Origin of the sequence: Guptibacillus hwajinpoensis (genome assembly GCF_020171785.1) — a bacterium.
GTDB lineage: Bacteria > Bacillota > Bacilli > Bacillales > Guptibacillaceae > Guptibacillus > Guptibacillus sedimenti.
The window spans coordinates 450840-471266 of record NZ_JAIVAE010000002.1; the positions used below are offsets into that span (position 1 = coordinate 450840).

At 41.4% G+C, this 20427-nt stretch carries 23 protein-coding genes; all 23 read left to right on the forward strand.

Annotated elements, in window-relative coordinates; all coding sequences use genetic code 11:
* Positions 1-22 precede the first annotated feature (22 nt).
* The 23 genes from LCL91_RS02790 (at position 23) to LCL91_RS02900 (ending at position 20406) form a co-directional block, all read left to right on the forward strand.
* On the forward strand, positions 23-439 hold the full coding sequence (locus tag LCL91_RS02790) for a YlqD family protein (RefSeq protein ID WP_224879754.1): 417 nt from the start codon (positions 23-25) through the stop codon (positions 437-439).
* Positions 436-951 carry a ribosome maturation factor RimM gene (rimM, locus tag LCL91_RS02795; RefSeq protein ID WP_224879757.1) on the forward strand — a complete coding sequence of 172 codons (516 nt, stop codon included), beginning with the start codon at positions 436-438 and terminating at the stop codon, positions 949-951. The genes LCL91_RS02790 and rimM overlap by 4 nt, the downstream gene beginning before the upstream one ends.
* Position 952: 1 nt before the next feature.
* Positions 953-1684 (forward strand): tRNA (guanosine(37)-N1)-methyltransferase TrmD, encoded by a 732-nt coding sequence (gene trmD / locus LCL91_RS02800; RefSeq protein WP_224880159.1) that lies wholly within the window; start codon positions 953-955, stop codon positions 1682-1684.
* A 126-nt stretch (positions 1685-1810) separates the two neighbouring features.
* Complete coding sequence (gene rplS / locus LCL91_RS02805; protein WP_098443362.1) at positions 1811-2155, forward strand: 50S ribosomal protein L19; 345 nt, start codon at positions 1811-1813, stop codon at positions 2153-2155.
* 176 nt (positions 2156-2331) lie between these two features.
* A complete protein-coding gene (lepB, locus tag LCL91_RS02810; protein WP_224879760.1) occupies positions 2332-2895 on the forward strand; it encodes a signal peptidase I in 564 nt (187 codons plus the stop codon).
* 43 nt (positions 2896-2938) lie between these two features.
* Positions 2939-3787, forward strand: coding sequence for a ribosome biogenesis GTPase YlqF (ylqF, locus tag LCL91_RS02815; RefSeq protein WP_224879762.1), 849 nt, complete (start codon positions 2939-2941; stop codon positions 3785-3787).
* Between the two features lie 50 nt (positions 3788-3837).
* Positions 3838-4614, forward strand: coding sequence for a ribonuclease HII (locus LCL91_RS02820; protein WP_224879764.1), 777 nt, complete (start codon positions 3838-3840; stop codon positions 4612-4614).
* A gap of 54 nt (positions 4615-4668) precedes the next feature.
* Positions 4669-4845 carry a hypothetical protein gene (locus LCL91_RS02825; protein ID WP_159782356.1) on the forward strand — a complete coding sequence of 59 codons (177 nt, stop codon included), beginning with the start codon at positions 4669-4671 and terminating at the stop codon, positions 4843-4845.
* A 234-nt stretch (positions 4846-5079) separates the two neighbouring features.
* The gene (gene sucC / locus LCL91_RS02830; RefSeq protein ID WP_098443366.1) at positions 5080-6240 is read left to right on the forward strand and encodes an ADP-forming succinate--CoA ligase subunit beta; all 1161 of its coding nucleotides are present in this window, start codon (positions 5080-5082) and stop codon (positions 6238-6240) included.
* Between the two features lie 16 nt (positions 6241-6256).
* A complete protein-coding gene (sucD, locus tag LCL91_RS02835) occupies positions 6257-7165 on the forward strand; it encodes a succinate--CoA ligase subunit alpha (RefSeq protein ID WP_098443367.1) in 909 nt (302 codons plus the stop codon).
* 85 nt (positions 7166-7250) lie between these two features.
* Positions 7251-8147 carry a DNA-processing protein DprA gene (gene dprA / locus LCL91_RS02840; protein ID WP_224879766.1) on the forward strand — a complete coding sequence of 299 codons (897 nt, stop codon included), beginning with the start codon at positions 7251-7253 and terminating at the stop codon, positions 8145-8147.
* A 71-nt stretch (positions 8148-8218) separates the two neighbouring features.
* A complete protein-coding gene (gene topA, locus LCL91_RS02845) occupies positions 8219-10291 on the forward strand; it encodes a type I DNA topoisomerase (protein WP_224879768.1) in 2073 nt (690 codons plus the stop codon).
* Positions 10292-10306: 15 nt separating this feature from the next.
* Positions 10307-11611, forward strand: coding sequence for an FADH(2)-oxidizing methylenetetrahydrofolate--tRNA-(uracil(54)-C(5))-methyltransferase TrmFO (trmFO, locus tag LCL91_RS02850; protein WP_224879770.1), 1305 nt, complete (start codon positions 10307-10309; stop codon positions 11609-11611).
* A 61-nt stretch (positions 11612-11672) separates the two neighbouring features.
* On the forward strand, positions 11673-12578 hold the full coding sequence (gene xerC, locus LCL91_RS02855) for a tyrosine recombinase XerC (protein ID WP_224879772.1): 906 nt from the start codon (positions 11673-11675) through the stop codon (positions 12576-12578).
* Positions 12579-12598: 20 nt separating this feature from the next.
* Entirely contained in the window at positions 12599-13138 is a 540-nt protein-coding gene (gene hslV, locus LCL91_RS02860; RefSeq protein ID WP_098443372.1) for an ATP-dependent protease subunit HslV, read from the forward strand.
* A gap of 30 nt (positions 13139-13168) precedes the next feature.
* Entirely contained in the window at positions 13169-14563 is a 1395-nt protein-coding gene (gene hslU / locus LCL91_RS02865) for an ATP-dependent protease ATPase subunit HslU (RefSeq protein WP_224879774.1), read from the forward strand.
* Positions 14564-14584: 21 nt separating this feature from the next.
* Positions 14585-15361, forward strand: a complete 777-nt coding sequence (codY, locus tag LCL91_RS02870) for a GTP-sensing pleiotropic transcriptional regulator CodY (RefSeq protein ID WP_224879776.1) — start codon at positions 14585-14587, stop codon at positions 15359-15361.
* A gap of 286 nt (positions 15362-15647) precedes the next feature.
* Positions 15648-16379, forward strand: a complete 732-nt coding sequence (rpsB, locus tag LCL91_RS02875) for a 30S ribosomal protein S2 (protein ID WP_224879778.1) — start codon at positions 15648-15650, stop codon at positions 16377-16379.
* Positions 16380-16479: 100 nt separating this feature from the next.
* Positions 16480-17361, forward strand: a complete 882-nt coding sequence (tsf, locus tag LCL91_RS02880) for a translation elongation factor Ts (protein ID WP_098443376.1) — start codon at positions 16480-16482, stop codon at positions 17359-17361.
* Between the two features lie 73 nt (positions 17362-17434).
* Positions 17435-18160, forward strand: a complete 726-nt coding sequence (gene pyrH / locus LCL91_RS02885) for a UMP kinase (protein ID WP_098443377.1) — start codon at positions 17435-17437, stop codon at positions 18158-18160.
* Between the two features lies 1 nt (position 18161).
* Complete coding sequence (gene frr, locus LCL91_RS02890; RefSeq protein ID WP_098443378.1) at positions 18162-18719, forward strand: ribosome recycling factor; 558 nt, start codon at positions 18162-18164, stop codon at positions 18717-18719.
* A 91-nt stretch (positions 18720-18810) separates the two neighbouring features.
* Positions 18811-19578 carry an isoprenyl transferase gene (locus LCL91_RS02895; RefSeq protein WP_425589650.1) on the forward strand — a complete coding sequence of 256 codons (768 nt, stop codon included), beginning with the start codon at positions 18811-18813 and terminating at the stop codon, positions 19576-19578.
* Between the two features lie 21 nt (positions 19579-19599).
* Complete coding sequence (locus tag LCL91_RS02900) at positions 19600-20406, forward strand: phosphatidate cytidylyltransferase (RefSeq protein ID WP_224879780.1); 807 nt, start codon at positions 19600-19602, stop codon at positions 20404-20406.
* The last annotated feature ends 21 nt before the right edge of the window (positions 20407-20427 follow it).

The following is a 20427-nucleotide window of genomic DNA, read 5'->3' on the forward strand; positions in this document are numbered from 1 at the left end:
ATTACATACGGAGGGCAGTGCGATGAAAATCATTGTAACGTATGACGTGAAACAAGTTTTAACAGAGCAAAGCCGGGCTTCTTATTTACAACAATGGCAAAAAGAACGCTCAGCCCTTCAACAGGAAAAGGAACATCTCCAATTTGAAATGAAACGATTGCAAAAAAAGCGTCCGTCTGACCATAAGTGGATTGCCGATCAGTTTGAAAAAGAAATCCGGTCGAGAACGGAACGGATGTCTTATTTGGATTTTAAAATCGATCAGCTTGATCAGTTATCGCCAGGATCTGAAATCCACGATGGAGAGATTGAATCGATTCAAGAGGTTCAAGTTGGTGAAAAGTGGCATGCACGAGAGCAAAAAGGTAAAATAGTCATTAAAGACGGGATCGTGCAAAGCATTGTCCCTGATTCCACAGGAAAGGATATCACGATATGACAGAATGGCTTAATGTAGGCAAAATCGTTAATACTCACGGCGTGCGAGGAGAAGTGCGCGTGATTTCAAGAACGGACTTCCCGGAGGAACGTTATGCGGTTGGCAGCACGCTTTATTTATTTAAGGATGAAGAACCAGTGTCTTTAACCGTTGCATCTCACCGTAAACATAAGCAGTTTGATTTGCTGACATTTGATGGCTTTCATAATATTAACGAAGTGGTTCATATGAAAGAAGGCATTTTAAAAGTTAAGGAAGATCAAGGTGGTCGGCTTGCTGAAGAAGAGTTCTATTACCGAGATATCATTGGACTTGAAGTTCATACAGAAGAAGGCGAATATTTAGGGAAAATCAAAGAAATCTTATCGCCTGGAGCGAACGACGTTTGGGTCGTTCAAAGCATAAGCGGTGGTAAAGACCTTTTATTACCTTACATCGAGCAAGTTGTAAAGCAAGTGGATTTAGCGGAAGGGAAAGTTACCGTTCATTTGATGGAAGGACTTCGTGATTAGCATGAAAATTGATGTGCTTTCTCTGTTTCCAGAAATGTTTACAGGTGTGTTTAATCATTCGATCTTAAAACGCGCTCAGGATAATGGAGCCGTCTCTTACAATGTAACCAATTTCAGAGATTACAGTCTGAACAAACACAAAAGCGTGGATGATTACCCATATGGTGGTGGCGCTGGAATGGTATTAACCCCTCAGCCGGTTTTTGATGCGGTCAATGATCTTTCTGAGGGGAAGCGCCCGCGCGTCATCCTTATGTGTCCTCAAGGAGAGAGGTTTACGCAGAAGAAGGCTGAAGAATTAGCGAAAGAAGAGCATCTCGTTTTTATATGCGGTCATTATGAAGGATACGATGAGCGAATTCGAGAAAATCTTGTCACGGATGAGATCTCGATTGGAGATTTTGTATTAACTGGTGGCGAACTCGGTAGCATGGTTGTGATTGATAGTGTAACGAGACTTCTCCCTGGTGTTTTAGGGAATGATACGTCAGCTCCAATGGATTCCTTTAGCAGTGGGTTACTTGAACATCCTCATTATACACGTCCTGCCGAATACAAAGGGATGAGTGTGCCTGATGTGCTTATGTCTGGAAATCATGAGGCGATACGAAAATGGCGTCTCAAAGAGTCGTTACGACGCACGCTAAATAGAAGGTCAGATCTATTAAACGAGAAAGACTTAACTAAAGAAGAGCAGAAGTTATTAAGTGAAATAAAGAGAGAAAAAGAATGAAATCATTCTTGTAATCTAAAAAGTGCTATGCTATGATAACAGTTGTGGCATTAGTCACGTATTACGATGTTCCGCTGTAATGCAAGATGATTTATATGAGCATCTGTGTGGAAGGAGGGTTACTTGATGCACAAGTTAATCCAGGATATCACAAAAGACCAACTTAAGTCGGATCTTCCTAATTTCCGACCAGGAGATACTGTAAAAGTTCACGTTAAAGTTGTCGAAGGCACTCGTGAGCGTATTCAGTTATTCGAAGGTGTTGTGATTAAACGACGTGGTGGCGGAATCAGCGAAACATTTACAGTTCGTAAGATTTCTTACGGAGTAGGTGTTGAGCGTACATTCCCAGTACATTCACCGAAAGTTGCTAAGCTTGAAGTTGCTCGTCGCGGTAAAGTTCGCCGTGCTAAGCTATACTACTTGCGTGCACTTCGTGGTAAAGCCGCTCGTATTAAAGAAATTCGATAAAGTAAGACACGGAGAAGGAGCTTGCATTGCCAGGCTCCTTTTTTCTATTGAAAAAAATCGTCATATGAAAAAAACGTCACTCTGTGATAAAATAAAGCGAATTACGAAGGTTTGTAGGAAAGGCATAAGGGGAAAGAAATAGGTAAAAAAAGAGCCTTTCATTAGGAGGAACAAGCATGAATAGCACCAGATCAGCAGAGAAAAAAGATTCCTGGGAGTGGATACGTGCGCTCATTATTGCTTTTATTCTAGCAGGAGCGGTTCGCTATTTTATTTTTGCTCCTATTGTAGTTGATGGAGAAAGCATGATGCCAACGCTTCAAGACCGTGATCGGATGATCGTGAATAAAATCAGTTATAATATTGGTGATGCTGAACGTTTCGATATTATTGTATTTGAGGCCCCTGAAGGCAAAGATTATATTAAGCGAGTGATTGGTCTTCCTGGAGATAAGGTGGAGTACAAAGGTGATATGCTATACGTAAATGGTAAAGCAATGAACGAACCTTATCTAGAATCATATAAGGAAGATTTATTAGAAGGTAACCTTACCTATGATTTTGATCTAACCGGAGTAACAGGTGAAGCAACCGTTCCAGAAGGGCATTTGTTTGTCATGGGTGACAATCGGCAGCATAGTAAAGATAGTCGATCCATTGGCTTCGTTCCTGTTGAGAAAGTAATAGGAGAAGCAAACGTTATTTTTTGGCCTTTAAATGATATACAAGTAATGGAATAGTGTGGGGATATTCCCGCATGATTTGAGAATAGGTGGAGATTGCATGACGATTCAATGGTTTCCCGGACATATGGCAAAAGCACGACGGGAGATTACCGAAAAGCTAAAAATGATTGATGTTGTAATTGAACTAGTGGATGCACGAATCCCACTTGCTTCAAGAAATCCGATGATTGATGAAATTGTATCTTCAAAACCAAGGCTTATTTTGCTCAATAAAGCAGATATGGCGGATAATCAGAAAACAGCCGAGTGGAAGAATTATTTTCAGTCACAGGGTCATAAAGCATTAGCGATTGATTCACAAACAGGTAAAGGTGTGAAAAGCATTCCTGCTACTGCAAGAGAGCTGAATAGTGATAAAATTGATCGCATGATTGAAAAAGGCATGAAGCCCCGCGCTGTGCGTGCATTAATTTTAGGAATTCCAAACGTCGGGAAATCGACGTTAATTAACCGTTTGGCAGGAAAGAAGATTGCTAAAACGGGTGATCGTCCTGGTATTACCAAGAAGCAACAGTGGATCAAAGTTGGAGATGAGATGGACCTTCTCGATACGCCGGGAATTCTCTGGCCTAAATTTGAAGATCAAATTACCGGATATAAGCTTGCTGCGACGGGAGCAATTAAAGATGAAATTCTTGATTTTCAAGATATTTCGGTATTTGTGCTGAAGTTTATGAGCGAGCATTATCCCGATCGATTAATGGACCGGTATCATCTTGATCACATCCCGGAGGATGTTGTGGAGTTGTTTGATGAAATCGGAAAAAAACGCGGATTTTTAATGAGTGGTGGCTGGATTGATTATGATAAAACAGCTGAAACCGTTCTTCGAGAGCTACGAAGTGGTAAATTGGGTGACGTATCGTTAGAAACGCCAGAAAGGTAAGGCCGTGAGCCTTACCTTTTTTAAGTGAACATTAAGAAAGTGGGGATCATATGAGCGATCAAGTAAAGTCGATTAAAGAAATTGATCAAATGTTGAAGAAAGGACAATATACGAACGAAGATTGGGACCAATGGAAGCAGGATGAACGAAAAGGGGTTGTACGCTTACTTGCTAGGGAAGGAAAGAAAGAACAAGAAAAAATGAAGATCCGTAAGATGCATGAAGAAATGAGCGTCCTAGAAGCTCACTACAGAGGAAATGGGCGTCTCGCGATAGCGGGTGTCGATGAAGTAGGAAGAGGCCCTCTAGCAGGCCCTGTCGTTGCTTCAGCAGTCATATTAGATCCTGAAGTGCCGATTCTTGGCCTTCAAGATTCAAAGAAACTGTCGCATGCGAAATTAAATGATCTTTTTGATCAAATACATATGGATGCCGTTGCGATCGGGGTTGGCGTCGTTAGTGCAGCTGAAATTGATGAATTAAATATTTATCAAGCGACAAAAAAAGCGATGCAACAAGCTGTTGAGGGGTTACGTGTACAAGCTGATTTCTTACTTGTAGATGCCATGCACATTCCGGTTCAGATTGATCAAGAGTCTCTAATCAAAGGGGACGCCAGAAGTGTTAGTATTGCAGCCGCATCCATCGTTGCCAAAGTAACCCGTGATCGCATGATGGTGAAATTAGCAGAAACCTATCCAGAGTATGGATTTGAACGACATGTAGGTTATGGTACAAAGGAGCATCTTTCTGCCCTTGATGAATTTGGTATTACAGAAGTGCACCGAAAATCATTTGCGCCTGTAAGAGATCGTTTAAGCGTATGAATAGGTAGATAAGGTTGATACTATACCTATTCTAATGTGAAGGAGCCATTATTTGTGAAAGATCCAGGACCTCAAGAAAAGAATGAATCTTTTTATGAAGAAGCAGGAGAAGAGTTTGGAGTCTATACCCCAGCAGCAGCAAGAGAATTAACGATTACGGACCATAAGAAGAGGGAGCAAGAAAGCTCGCCTAAGAAAGCGGGAAGAAATGAGCAAGAAGAGGGGAGGTGACACCTCTTCTTTTTTTTGATTTTATTTAGTTTATTTTAAATTTACCACGTGGCACTCATTATCCCAGAATAAGCGTGAAATAAGCGGAATGATTCGTTTTCAGACGATGAATTGGAACAATTTTTGCAAGAAAGAAAAGAGACTTTATGCAAAAGGGTAGACAATCGGTGTGAATTTTCTATACAATGAAAACGTCGTCAAAGATTTGATTGACTAGGATAGGAGGATGAGAGAATGAATATCCATGAATATCAAGGAAAAGAAGTCCTAAGAAGCTACGGGGTATCCGTCCCTAATGGACAAGTCGCATACTCCGCAAAAGAAGCTGTGGACGTTGCAAAACAATTAGACAGTAGTGTTTATGTTGTAAAAGCACAAATCCATGCAGGTGGTCGAGGGAAAGCTGGCGGAGTTAAAATCGCTAAGAACCTTGAGGAAGTTCGTACATATGCTGAGGAGATCCTCGGAAAAACACTTGTTACTCATCAAACAGGACCAGAAGGCAAAGAAGTAAAGCGCTTACTTATCGAAGAAGGTTGCGATATTAAACAAGAATACTACGTTGGCCTTGTGCTTGATCGTGTGACATCACGCGTTGTTATGATGGCATCCGAAGAAGGTGGAACTGAAATTGAAGAAGTGGCTGAACATAGCCCCGAGAAGATCTTCAAAGAAGTGATTGATCCTGCCGTTGGTCTTCAAGGTTATCAGGCTAGAAGACTAGCATTTAATATTAATATTCCAAAAGAACAAATTAACAAAGCTGTAAAGTTCATGCTTGGATTGTATAAAGTTTTTGTTGAAAAAGATGCTTCTATTGCTGAAATCAACCCACTTGTGACAACGGGTGATGGTAATGTAATGGCGCTTGATGCAAAACTAAACTTTGATCCAAACGCACTTTATCGCCATAAAGATATTCTTGAACTTCGTGATCTTGACGAAGAAGATACAAAAGAAATCGAAGCTTCAAAATATGAGTTAAGCTACATCGCTCTTGATGGCAATATCGGCTGTATGGTTAACGGTGCAGGTCTTGCGATGGCAACGATGGATATTATCAAGCATTACGGCGGCGACCCCGCTAACTTCCTTGACGTTGGGGGCGGCGCAACCGCTGAGAAGGTAACGGAAGCTTTCAAAATTATCCTTTCTGACAAAAACGTAAAAGGCATCTACGTTAACATTTTCGGCGGGATCATGAAGTGTGACGTTATCGCTGAAGGTGTTGTGGAAGCTACGAAACAAGTAGGTCTTGAAATTCCGCTTGTTGTACGTCTTGAAGGAACAAATGTTGATCTTGGAAAGCAAATTCTGAAAGATTCAGGATTAAATATTACCGCTGCTGAGTCTATGGCTGACGGCGCGGAAAAAATCGTTTCATTAGTGAAGTAGAAAGGCGGGACTAGGAATGAGCGTATACATTAATCAAGATACAAAAGTCATCGTTCAAGGAATTACGGGATCTGTTGGTTTATTTCATACACAGCAAATGCTTGAGTATGGTACGAAAATTGTAGGTGGCGTAACGCCTGGTAAAGGCGGTACTGAAGTAGAAGGCGTTCCTGTATTTGATACAGTGGAACAAGCCGTTCAAAAAACAGGCGCTAATGCTTCTGTCATTTATGTTCCGCCTGCTTTTGCAGCCGATGCCATTATGGAAGCTGTAGACGCTGAAATGGACCTTGCGATCTGTATTACGGAAGGTATTCCAGTTATCGATATGGTGAAAGTAAAGCGTTATATGGAAGGAAAGAAAACGCGCCTTGTTGGACCGAACTGTCCAGGTGTGATCACTCCTGAAGAATGTAAGATCGGAATTATGCCTGGGTATATTCACAAAAAAGGTCACGTAGGCGTTGTTTCTCGTTCTGGTACGTTAACGTATGAAGCGGTTCATCAACTTTCAGAATCAGGTATTGGTCAATCAACAGCCGTTGGTATTGGTGGTGACCCGGTGAATGGCACGAACTTTATCGATGTCTTAAAAGCTTTTAACGAAGATGACGATACGTATGCAGTGATCATGATCGGTGAAATCGGCGGTACAGCTGAAGAAGAAGCGGCTGAATGGGTAAAAGCGAACATGACAAAACCTGTAGTTGGCTTTATCGGAGGTCAAACAGCACCTCCAGGAAAACGTATGGGCCATGCTGGTGCGATTATTTCTGGTGGTAAAGGTACGGCTGATGAAAAGATCAAGACAATGGAGTCTTGTGGAATTAAAGTCGCTCCAACGCCTGCAGTAATGGGTGAAACACTGATTTCTGTTTTAGAAGATAAGGGCTTACTAGAGAAGTGCACAACACATAAGGCTTAATCAAAATAGCTCCCGTTTTGGGAGCTATTTCTCTTATACATACGGGCATGCGATAAACTTTATTCTTGATAGGAGAGAACCGTGATTGAGAACATTTAGAAGCCGGTTAATTCAGTTGCATCAGTGCCGGGGATGTACCTGGAAACTGATGCAATCCTTTCTCATATTTGACCCAACGCTTCAAAGCATATATGATATGTCTGCTACTCAGTTAAGGCAATTTGGTTTATCAAACGAACAAGCCGGATATTTATATGAAGATCTTCATTTTACGAAACCATGGAGATTGGCTCATTTTAAAGCGGGCGAAATTCGCGTCATAACAAGATTTGATAAGGCATACCCTGAACAACTTACGCATATTTATGATGCACCGTGGGTGATTTATTGCATTGGGAATACCACGCTTCTAAATGAACGTCGCTTGTTGAGCGTGGTTGGCTCACGAAAGCATTCACCAGATGCACGTGAAATGATGAACCTTATCTTAACACCGATCGTATCGAGTGGATGGACGATTGTTAGTGGGCTAGCCCTCGGTATTGATACACTTGCTCATCAGCTTGCTCTCGATCATGGTGCAGGGACGATTGCTGTACTCGGTGGTGGATTTAAATGGATTTATCCGAAAGAAAATCAGCTGCTAGCTTCTTCTGTTGCGAGGGAAGGTCTCCTTATATCGGAATATCCACCCAATTGTCGACCTGAAAAACATCACTTTCCGGAAAGAAATCGCATTATTAGTGGATTATCCGCTGGAACCTTTATCGTTGAAGCGCAAAAACGCAGTGGTTCGCTCATTACAGCTGACCAGGCAATGGAACAGGGACGCGAAGTATTTTGCTTACCTGGAAAAATAACAGATCCTTCTGCTGAAGGGACAAATCGCCTCATTCAGCAGGGTGCTAAACTTGTTTTAGAAGCGAATGATATCCTCAATGAACTACCTAATTTTCATGAAAAGGATACTAGCACTATTTGACAAACAAGTTTTGACTATTGAATAATAAGGAAGATTTTAAAATTTACCTCAATGGGGGGAGGAAACGTATTGTGGCAGATTATCTAGTAATTGTTGAATCTCCCGCTAAAGCAAAAACAATTGAAAAATATTTAGGAAAGAAATATCAGGTGAAAGCCTCATTAGGTCACGTCATTGACCTTCCTAGAAGTCAGATGGGCGTTGATGTGGAAAACAACTATGCTCCTAAATATATAACAATACGCGGGAAAGGCCCTGTCTTAAAAGAAATCAAAGATGCAGCAAAAAAAGCGAAGAAAGTCTATCTCGCAGCTGACCCCGATCGCGAAGGGGAAGCGATTGCATGGCATCTTGCTCACAGTTTAAAAATTGATGAGCAAACAGAGTGCAGGGTTGTCTTTAATGAAATTACAAAAGATGCGGTTAAGGATGCGTTCAAGCAACCGAGACCGATTAACATGGATCTTGTTGATGCTCAACAAGCAAGACGTGTCTTAGACCGTTTAGTTGGGTATAACATTAGTCCATTATTATGGAAAAAAGTAAAAAAAGGTTTAAGTGCTGGACGAGTTCAATCCGTTGCAGTTCGCCTTATTATTGAAAGAGAAAAAGAAATTCAAAATTTTGAAGCAGAAGAATATTGGAAAATCAAAGCGTCGTTTGAAAAAGATGGAGAACAATTTGAGGCTGGTTTCTACGGAGTAGATGGAAAGAAAACGGATCTGCAATCACGTGAAGATGTCGACAATGTTCTAAAACGTATTGAAGGCGATCAGTTTAATATCCAGTCTGTTCAAAAGAAGGAACGTAAACGAAACCCGGCCCTCCCGTTTACGACATCTTCTCTTCAGCAGGAAGCGGCGAGAAAACTTAATTTCCGCGCGAAGAAAACGATGATGCTCGCTCAGCAACTTTATGAGGGGATCGCAATCGGAAAGCAGGGAACGGTTGGTTTAATTACGTACATGCGAACTGACTCAACACGTATTTCTGAAACAGCGAAGGATGAAGCGAAGGAATACATTGAAGGAAAATATGGTGACACATACTTATCAGCTAAAAAGCCTGCTAAGAAACAGTCAGGGAAATCACAAGATGCTCACGAAGCCGTTCGACCAACATCGGTTATGCGTGATCCATCTGAAATGAAGGCTTACTTAAAGCGTGATCAGCTTCGTTTATACAAGTTGATTTGGGAGCGTTTTGTAGCGAGCCAGATGGCACCGGCTATCATGGATACAATGAGCGTTGACTTAGAAAACAATGGAACGACTTTCCGTGCAACTGGTTCTAAAGTGAAATTTAAAGGGTTTATGAAGGTGTATGTTGAAGGAAACGACGACAATAAAAAGGAAGAAGATAAAATGCTTCCTGACCTTGAAGAAGGAATGAACGTATCCACTTCAGACATTGATCCGACACAGCACTTCACACAGCCACCGCCGAGGTATTCAGAAGCGCGCCTTGTTAAAACAATGGAGGAACTCGGTATAGGAAGACCATCTACTTATGCACCAACGCTTGATACGATTCAGCGTAGAGGATACGTGGCGTTAGAAGATAAGAAATTTGTTCCAACTGAACTTGGTGAAATCGTGTTAGAGCTGATTTTGGAGTTCTTCCAGGATATTATCAACATTGAATTTACAGCTGGGTTAGAAAATGATCTTGACAAAATCGAGGATGGCGAGGCAGAATGGATTTCTGTCATCAACGAATTTTATCAAAACTTCGAACAGCGCCTGAAGGTAGCTGAGGAAGAAATGAAGGAAGTCGAAATTAAAGACGAACCTGCTGGAGAAGATTGTGAGAAGTGTGGTTCTCCAATGGTAATTAAAATGGGGCGTTATGGAAAGTTCATGGCTTGCTCAAACTTCCCTGATTGTCGCAATACAAAACCAATTCTAAAAGAAGTTGGCGTTACTTGTCCGAAGTGTAAAGAAGGTAATGTCGTTGAACGTAAAAGTAAGAAAAATCGCCTTTTCTATGGATGTGATCGTTTCCCTGAATGTGATTTTCTATCGTGGGATAAACCGATCAAACGTCCATGTCCTAAATGCGGTGACTTACTTGTTGAGAAGAAAACGAAGAAAAAGAAAGAAATCAAGTGTGTGAACTGTGATTTCGTTGAAGAAGAAAATTAGTAAGGGGTTTTAGCAATGAGTAAACACGTGACGGTGATTGGCGCCGGTCTTGCTGGCAGTGAAGCCGCGTGGCAGCTTGCAAAGCGAGGAGTGGATGTCCATCTTTATGAGATGCGTCCAAAGAAGCAAACGCCTGCTCACCATACTGATAAATTTGCGGAGCTTGTGTGCAGTAATTCGTTAAGAGCGAATACGTTAACAAACGCAGTTGGAGTTTTAAAAGAAGAAATGCGAAAGATGGACTCTGTTATTATTAACTCGGCTGATGAATGTGCGGTCCCTGCGGGTGGTGCCCTTGCAGTCGATCGCCATGAATTCGCCGCTAAAGTAACGGAGAATGTTAAAAACCATCCTAACGTAACAGTTTTTTCAGAAGAGTGTACAAAAATTCCTGATGGACCAACTATTATTGCGACAGGTCCTCTTACATCGAAAGATTTATCTGATCAATTGAAGGAGCTGAGTGGTGAAGAGTATTTATACTTCTATGATGCTGCTGCTCCTATCATTGAAACAGAAAGCATCGATATGGATAAAGTGTACAAGAAGTCCCGTTATGATAAGGGAGAAGCTGCGTATTTAAACTGTCCAATGACGGAGGAAGAGTTTAACACGTTCTACGAAGCACTTATATCCGCTGAAACGGTCCCGCTAAAAGAATTTGAGAAGGAAATTTTCTTTGAGGGCTGTATGCCGATTGAAGTCATGGCCCAACGCGGGCAGAAAACGATGACGTTTGGTCCCCTTAAGCCTGTTGGATTAGAAGATCCTCGCACTGGAAAGCGCCCTTATGCTGTCGTGCAGCTGAGACAGGATAATGCGTCGGGTACGCTTTACAACATCGTAGGATTCCAAACGCACCTTAAATGGGGACCGCAAAAAGAAGTGATTCGCTTAATTCCGGGTCTTGAAAATGCTGATATTGTTCGTTATGGCGTGATGCACCGAAATACGTTCATTAACTCGCCTAATCTATTAAAACCAACCTATCAGTATAAAGAACGTGAGAATCTCTTTTTCGCAGGTCAAATGACGGGTGTTGAAGGCTATGTTGAATCGGCGGCATCAGGCTTAATTGCTGGGTTTAATGCTGCTCGACTCATGAATGATGAAGAGCCAGTAGTATTCCCAGAAGAAACAGCACTTGGTAGTTTAGCGAATTATATTACGACAGCGAATCCAGATAATTTCCAACCGATGAACGCTAACTTTGGTTTGTTTCCACCACTTGAAACGCGGATCAAAAGCAAAAAAGAACGCAACGAAACGATCGCGAATCGAGCCTTAGAAACAATTCAGAATTTTGTAAAAAGATTGTAAATTTCTGTTGCTAAGGCTTCTAAATTGTGTTACGATTTAGAAGCCTTTTGAGGTGATGACGATGAATAACAATCAACAAGCTCATATTCAATCATTTTCTGAGTATCTCCAGATTGAAAAGAATTGTTCACCACATACGATCTCAGGTTACTTACAGGATATTGAACATTTCCGGTCTTTTATGAAGCAGCAGACTATCGATGTCTTTGCTGCTGTTTCTTATGCAGATGTCAGAATTTATTTAACTGAGCTTCATGAGCGAGGTTACGCAAGAAAAACAGCAGCAAGAAAAATTTCAACGTTACGAAGCTTATATCGATTCCTTTTACGTGAGAACATTGTAGAGATTAACCCCTTTACAATGAGTTCCCTGCCAAAACAAGAAAAACGTCTGCCGCAATTTTTGTACGAAAAAGAACTTAACATGCTGTTTGACACGCCAGATGTTACGAAGCCGCTTGGTCAACGCGATAGAGCGCTGCTCGAAGTACTATACGGGTGTGGCATACGAGTGAGTGAGTGTGTTGGGCTTAATTTAGAAGATATTGATTTTGCGATTGGGACGATTTTTGTACTTGGTAAAGGACGTAAGGAAAGGTATGTACCAATAGGGAGTTTCGCTATAGATGCAATAAAAGAGTATATTCACGATGGACGAGAACAGTTGCTATCGTCAGGGAAAGAGCCGACAAAAGCCCTGTTCCTAAATTTTAGAGGTAGTCGTGTGACGGCAAGAGGTGTTCGGACAATTTTAGATAAGATTGTAAAAGATGCTTCTTTGCATGTACATATAAGCCCGCATGTGATGAGACACACATTCGCAACCCATTTGCTGAATGAAGGGGCAGACTTACGTTCTGTGCAGGAGCTATTAGGGCATTCTGATTTATCATCTACTCAGATCTATACCCACGTGACGGGAGATCGATTGCGAAATATATACATGAACCATCACCCAAGAGCCTAAGTGCTCGGGAGGAGGAACTTATGGGAGACTTTCATTCTACAACGATATTTGCCGTTCAGCATAATGGTGAGTGTGCAATGGCTGGTGACGGTCAGGTTACATTCGGAAATGCTGTGGTCATGAAGCATACAGCTAAGAAAGTAAGAAGGCTTTTTCATGGAAAAGTGGTTGCGGGATTTGCAGGATCCGTTGCTGATGCGTTTACTCTTTTTGAGAAATTTGAGAGCAAGCTTGAGGAATTTGGTGGCAACCTTCAGCGTGCCGCTGTGGAACTTGCGAAAGAGTGGCGTAGCGATCGCGTGTTAAGGAAGCTTGAAGCGATGCTAATTGTAATGAACAAAGATGAACTATTGCTAATCTCAGGTACTGGTGAAGTGATTGAACCTGATGATGGCATTCTTTCAATTGGTTCAGGTTCAAACTACGCTCTTTCAGCAGGCAGAGCACTTAAGCGTTATAGTGATAACAAAACCGCTGAAGAAATTGCGCGAGCATCGATGGAAATTGCATCTGAAATATGCGTGTACACGAATGATCAAATTATCGTAGAAACCATTTAGTATATAAAATGTATCTTTGGAGGAGATCGTATGTCTAATCCATTAACACCGAGACAAATTGTTGAAAAGCTTGATCAGTATATTGTTGGTCAGAATGACGCGAAGAAGGCTGTCGCAGTGGCATTAAGAAATCGATACCGCCGTAGCCAGTTGAGCGACAAACTGAAGGATGAAGTGAATCCAAAAAACATCTTAATGATTGGACCTACAGGCGTAGGTAAGACTGAGATAGCACGTCGACTTGCTCGCCTTGTCAATGCGCCATTCATTAAAGTTGAAGCAACGAAATTTACTGAAGTAGGTTATGTTGGTCGAGATGTGGAATCAATGGTTCGTGATCTCGTGGAAACATCAATCAGGCTTGTCAAAGAAGATCGCATGGAACAGGTGAAGGGCAAGGCGGAAGAAAATGCAAACAAACGAATTGTGGAATTGCTTGTACCTTCTAGTAAAAAGCAAACCCAATACAAAAATCCGCTTGAAATGTTATTTGGCAATCAAGGACAAGAGGAAACAGGGAACCAGTCCGCTAGTGAAGATCAGTCTATTGCATCAAGACGAAAGCAAATCGCTCAGCAGCTCGCGCTTGGTGAACTAGAAGACCGCATGATTACTGTGGAAGTGGAAGAGCAAAACAACTCCATGATGGATATGTTCCAGGGCGCTGGTATGGAACAAATGGGTATGAACATGCAGGATATGCTCGGCAACATTATGCCCAAAAAGAAGAAAAAACGTAAGCTGCCTGTGTCAGAAGCGAGAAAAGTTTTAACACAGGATGAAGCAGCAAAACTCGTAGATATGGACGAAGTTGCGCAAGATGCTGTTTCAAAGACAGAACAATCGGGTATCATCTTCATTGATGAAATTGATAAGGTAGCTGGGAAAAGCCAGCAATCAGCTGATGTTTCAAGAGAAGGTGTTCAAAGAGACATCTTACCGATTGTAGAAGGCTCAACAGTAACAACAAAATATGGACCTGTTAAAACAGATCACATTTTATTTATGGCTGCAGGAGCTTTCCATATGTCAAAACCATCTGATCTAATCCCTGAGCTGCAGGGCCGTTTCCCAATTCGCGTAGAGCTATCTAGTTTAACGGTAGACGACTTTAAGCGAATTTTGACGGAGCCTGATAATGCGCTTGTGAAGCAATATACAGCTTTATTAGAAACTGAAGGTATTAAAGTTGAATTTTCTGACGATGCTATTCTTAAAATTGCTACAATTGCTACAGAAGTGAATCAGGACACGGATAATATTGGTGCGCGAAGACTTCATACAATTTTAGAAAAGCTTCTTGAAGATCTTTCATTTGAAGCGCCAGACATTAATCTAGACAGCATTACAATCACACCAGAGTATGTTGAGGAAAAGTTAGCTTCTATTGCGAAGAACCGTGACCTCAGCCAATACATCCTATAATACATACAGGAGGACAAAACAATGAATTTACTTGAAAAAACAAGAAAAATTAATGGTATGCTACAAAAGTCAGAGGGGCCAGTTAACTTTACCGACATGGCAGAAACTTTGCGAGACGCTATTAAAGCAAACGTATATGTTGTAAGTCGCAGAGGTAAACTTCTTGGGATTGCGATTAATCAAGAAATTGAGAACGAACGTATGAAGAATATGTTTTCAGAGCGTCAATTTCCTGAAGAATATACGCAGAATCTCTTTAATATCGGTGAAACGTCGTCAAATCTTGACATTACAAGCGAATACACAGCTTTCCCTGTAGAGAATCGTGATCTTTTCGAAAAAGGTCTAACAACGATTGTACCAATCGTTGGTGGTGGAAGCCGTCTAGGTACGCTTATTCTTTCTCGTCTAAGCGATTCATTCTCAGATGATGATCTTTTGTTAGCTGAGTACGGTGCAACCGTAGTAGGAATGGAGATCCTTCATGAGAAAGCAGAAGAAATTGAAGAAGAAGCAAGAAACAAAGCAGTCGTTCAAATGGCGATTTCTTCACTTTCCTATAGTGAACTTGAAGCAATTGAGCATATTTTCGAAGAACTTGAAGGAAATGAAGGACTTCTTGTTGCAAGTAAAATTGCTGACCGCGTAGGGATTACACGTTCTGTCATCGTAAACGCTCTTCGTAAACTTGAGAGTGCTGGTGTTATTGAGTCTCGTTCTCTAGGAATGAAAGGAACTTATATTAAAGTTCTTAACGATAAGTTTCTTGTAGAACTATCAAAACTGAAGACGCAATAATTGATCAAACGCTCCGGGACTCTCGGAGCGTTTTTATTAATATTTTCGGTATTTTTTATGCGTGATACATTGGAATGCTAAGCTTTTATATGGATTATGAGAGTAAGGTAGTATAGGTATTCATGGAATTTAAGATTTAAACTTGCGACTTGTCACATGATATGATATATTAATCAACGGTGTTAATCACACACGCTTGTTGATTTGGAAAGTGGTGCTGCAGACGCAGTTTTTTCCGAAATAGATGCAAGCGGAGGATAAAAAAACCATTAGGAGGAACACAATCATGGCAGTAATCTCTATGAAACAGCTTCTTGAAGCTGGGGTACACTTCGGTCATCAGACTCGTCGTTGGAACCCGAAAATGAAACCTTATATCTTCACTGAAAGAAACGGTATCTACATTATCGACCTTCAAAAAACAGTGAAGAAAGTCGAAGAAGCTTATAACTTCGTTCGTGACATTGCTCAGGACGGTGGTAAAGTTCTTTTCGTAGGTACAAAAAAGCAAGCGCAAGATTCCGTTAAGGATGAAGCGATCCGTGCTGGTCAATACTACATCAACCAACGCTGGTTGGGTGGAACGCTTACGAACTTTGAAACTATTCAAAAGCGTATCAACCGCCTGAAGAGCCTTGAAAAGATGCAAGAAGACGGTACATTCGAAGTACTACCTAAGAAAGAAGTTATGCTTCTTAAAAAAGAAATGGATCGCCTTGAAAGATTCCTTGGTGGTATTAAAGATATGAACGGCGTTCCAGACGCAATGTTCGTAATCGACCCTCGTAAAGAGCGTATCGCTATTGCTGAGGCTCGTAAGCTTAATATCCCTATCGTTGCGATCGTGGATACAAACTGTGATCCAGATGAGATCGACTATATTATCCCTGGTAACGACGATGCAATCCGCGCTGTGAAACTTCTTACTGCTAAAATGGCTGATGCTATTATCGAAGTTAGTAAAGTTGAAGAAGAAGCAGAAGTTGAAGCGGTAGAAACTGAAGAAACATCTGTATAAGAACACAAAGGGGTGATAAAGGGGAACTCTAACCCCTTTATCACCTTTTTTTAACCCAAAAGGGTATGATTACATATCATAATTCAAGGAGGAATTACTAATGGCAGTAACAGCTCAAATGGTAAAAGAATTGCGTGCACAAACAGGTGCAGGAATGATGGATTGCAAAAAAGCACTAACTGAAAACGATGGTGACATGGACAAGGCAATTGACTGGCTTCGTGAGAAAGGTATCTCGAAAGCAGCGAAAAAAGCTGACCGCGTAGCAGCAGAAGGTCTTGCAACGATCGCTGTTGAAGGAAACAAAGCAGTAATCGCTGAAATTAACTCTGAAACAGACTTCGTTGCTAAGAACGAGAGCTTTACTTCTTTAATCAACGAAATCTCTCAACACCTACTTAAAACAAACCCTGAGTCTGTAGATGCAGCTCTTGAAAGCAAAATGGAAAACGGACAAACAGTAACTGAATATTTGAATGATAAAATCGCTAAAATTGGAGAGAAAATTTCTCTTCGTCGCTTCCAAATCGTTGAAAAAACTGATGCAGATGCATTTGGCGCTTATCTTCACATGGGTGGACGCATCGGTGTTCTAACACTTCTTGAAGGTACAACTGATGAAGAAGTAGCGAAAGATGTAGCGATGCATACAGCGGCAGTTAACCCTCGCTTCGTATCGCGCGATGCTGTACCAACTGAAGAAGTTGAGCGTGAGCGTGAAGTTCTTAAACAACAGGCTCTTAACGAAGGTAAGCCTGAGAAAATTGTTGAGAAAATGGTAGAAGGCCGAATCAACAAATTCTTCGAAGAAATTTCTCTAGTAGATCAGCCGTTTGTTAAAGACACTGATCAAAAAGTAGGAAAGTACGTAGAGTCTAAGGGCGCTACTGTAAAAGGCTTTATCCGCTACGAAGTTGGCGAAGGCATGGAGAAACGTGAAGATAACTTCGCTGAAGAAGTTATGTCTCAAGTGAAGAAGTAAAACAATGATAGGGAACACGCTGTGTTCCCTATTTTTCAAGAACAAATACTGATAAACATGCTGGAGGGTTAAAATGAGCGGAGCCAAGTATGAACGCGTTGTGTTAAAATTAAGCGGAGAAGCATTGTCCGGTGGAGAAGGTCAGGGAATATCACCTTCAATCGTTCAGTCTATCGCATCACAGGTGAAGGAAATTCATGAAATGGGTGTAGAAGTTGCTGTTGTTGTCGGCGGTGGAAACATCTGGCGTGGAAAAGTAGGCAGTGAAATGGGAATGGATCGTACGACTGCTGATTATATGGGGATGCTTGCTACTGTAATGAATTCACTTGCAATGCAGGATAGCCTAGAGAGCATTGGAGTTGAAACGCGTGTTCAAACTTCAATCGAAATGAGACAGGTAGCTGAACCGTACATCCGTCGTAAAGCCATTCGTCACCTTGAAAAAAAACGCGTTGTCATTTTTGCAGCAGGTACTGGTAACCCATACTTCTCGACAGATACAACGGCAGCATTGCGTGCGGCCGAAATTGAAGCAGATGTTATTTTGATGGCGAAAAACAATGTAGACGGCGTTTATACAGCCGATCCGACAGTTGACGCAACTGCGAAGAAGTATGACACTCTTTCTTACCTTGATGTACTCAAGGAAGGTTTAGCTGTAATGGACTCCACAGCTTCTTCACTTTGTATGGACAACGATATTCCACTTGTTGTCTTCTCGATCATGGAAGAAGGCAATATTAAGCGCGCCATTTGTGGCGAAGAAATTGGAACAGTAGTAAAGGGGAGAAATTAAGATGACGAAAGAAATCTTGAAAAACGCTGAAGAACGTATGCAAAATGGAATTTCAAGCTTAAAGCGTGAGCTAGCGACACTGCGAGCAGGAAGAGCAAATGCTTCTCTACTTGATAAAGTTCAAGTAGATTACTATGGCGCTCCAACACCTGTTAACCAACTTGCTGGTGTTTCAGTTCCAGAAGCGCGTATGCTATTGATTCAGCCTTACGATAAAACTGCGATTGGCGATATCGAAAAAGCCATTCTTAAATCTGACCTTGGCCTAACACCTTCTAATGATGGAAATGTCATTCGTCTTACAATCCCAGCTCTTACCGAAGAGCGTCGTAAAGATCTTGTGAAACTCGTTAAGAAATATGCTGAAGAAGGCAAAGTTGTAATCCGTAACATTCGCCGCGATGCAAATGATGAGTTAAAGAAACAAGAAAAAGATGGCGACATTACAGAAGATGAACTTCGCCGCGGAAACGATGATGTGCAGAAGCTTACTGACAAGTATGTAGCTGAAGCTGACAGCATTGCTGCTGATAAAGAAAAAGAAATCATGGAAGTCTAAATCAATAACATGTAAAATAAGATAATAAAAGGACCCTCTTTTCCCACAGGGGGTTTTTTTGTTAAGTAAGTGACACAATGGAGGATTTGCAATGCTTGGGAAGTTCTCGAACTGGATGAGAAAGAATGAAGATGAGGAACAATTAGAAATTAACACATCTGCTAATATCCCAGGACATATTGCGATCATTATGGATGGCAATGGACGCTGGGCCAAGAAGCGAGGTCTCCCACGTGTGGCTGGCCACCGTGAAGGTGTGAAGGTAGTGAAGAAGATCGTTCGGAAGGCAAATGATCTAGGCGTTCATTATTTAACGCTCTATGCCTTTTCAACTGAAAATTGGAAACGACCAAAAGAGGAAGTAGACTTTTTGATGAAGCTCCCAGAACAATTTCTACTTAGCCACCTGCCAGAGTTGATTGAGCAGAATGTTCAAGTACGAATAATGGGAGAACGAGAGCAGCTGCCCCCCCATACGTTCAAAGCCATTAGCAAGGCAGTAGAAGAAACGAAAGAAAACACCGGACTGATTCTTAATTTCGCACTAAACTATGGCAGCCGTCATGAAATGAAGATGGCCATGCAGCGGTTATTAAGTGATGTGAAAAAGGGGATACTGACTGAAGAAGAGATTACGGAAGAGAGAATTTCTTCCTATTTACTCAGTAGTCAATATCCGGATCCGGATTTACTTATACGGACAAGCGGAGAAATACGCTTAAGTAACTTTATGCTCTGGCAGCTGGCTTACACAGAACTATGGTTTACAGAAGTTCTATGGCCTGATTTCACAGAGCACCATTTTGTTGAAGCCGTACAGGAATATCAGCGAAGAGGAAGACGTTACGGCGGGGTGTAAGTGTAGGAGGACATTAATGTAATGAAACAACGAGTTATAACGGGTGTGATTTTTGGCGCCCTCTTGTTAGGAATGATTGTAATTGGAGATTGGCCGTTCATTCTTTTGATGGCGCTAGTTGCCACAATTGGAATGGTTGAATTGTTACTGATGAAGAAAATCACATTGGTTTCACTTCCTGGCTTACTTGCTATCGTCGGAACGTGGATTCTTGTCATGCCTGATGACTGGATTGCTTCACTAACATCATCTGTTTTTACCAAAATTGATCTCTTATTTTTCGGGCTCCTCATTTTACTTGCAATGACGGTTCTGACGAAAAATAAGTATAGTTTTGATGAAAGCTCTTTTATTATGATGGCATCGCTTTATGTTGGGTTAGGTTTTTATTACTTCACAGCAACTCGTTATCTTGGTGAAAGTAATTTAGATGGCATGATTCATTTGTTCTTTATTATCTTTCTCATATGGGCCTCTGATTCTGGAGCCTATTTTGTGGGACGATCACTCGGTAAGAAAAAACTTTGGCCACATATATCTCCCAACAAAACCGTTGAAGGTGCAGTTGGAGGCGTTTTAATGGCCTTAATCGTAGGAATTGTTTTTCAACTGATTTATCCGGTATATGATTCCATGGTTGTAGTTCTAATCGTATCGGTGTTAACGTCTGTTTTTGGACAGATTGGTGATCTTGTTGAATCTGCGTTTAAGCGTCATTATGGAGTGAAAGATTCCGGCAGTATCTTACCAGGGCACGGAGGGATACTTGATCGATTTGATAGTCTTATATTCGTTCTCCCCCTTCTGCATTTACTTAACCTGGTATAGTCGAAACAGAGTGGATTGGAG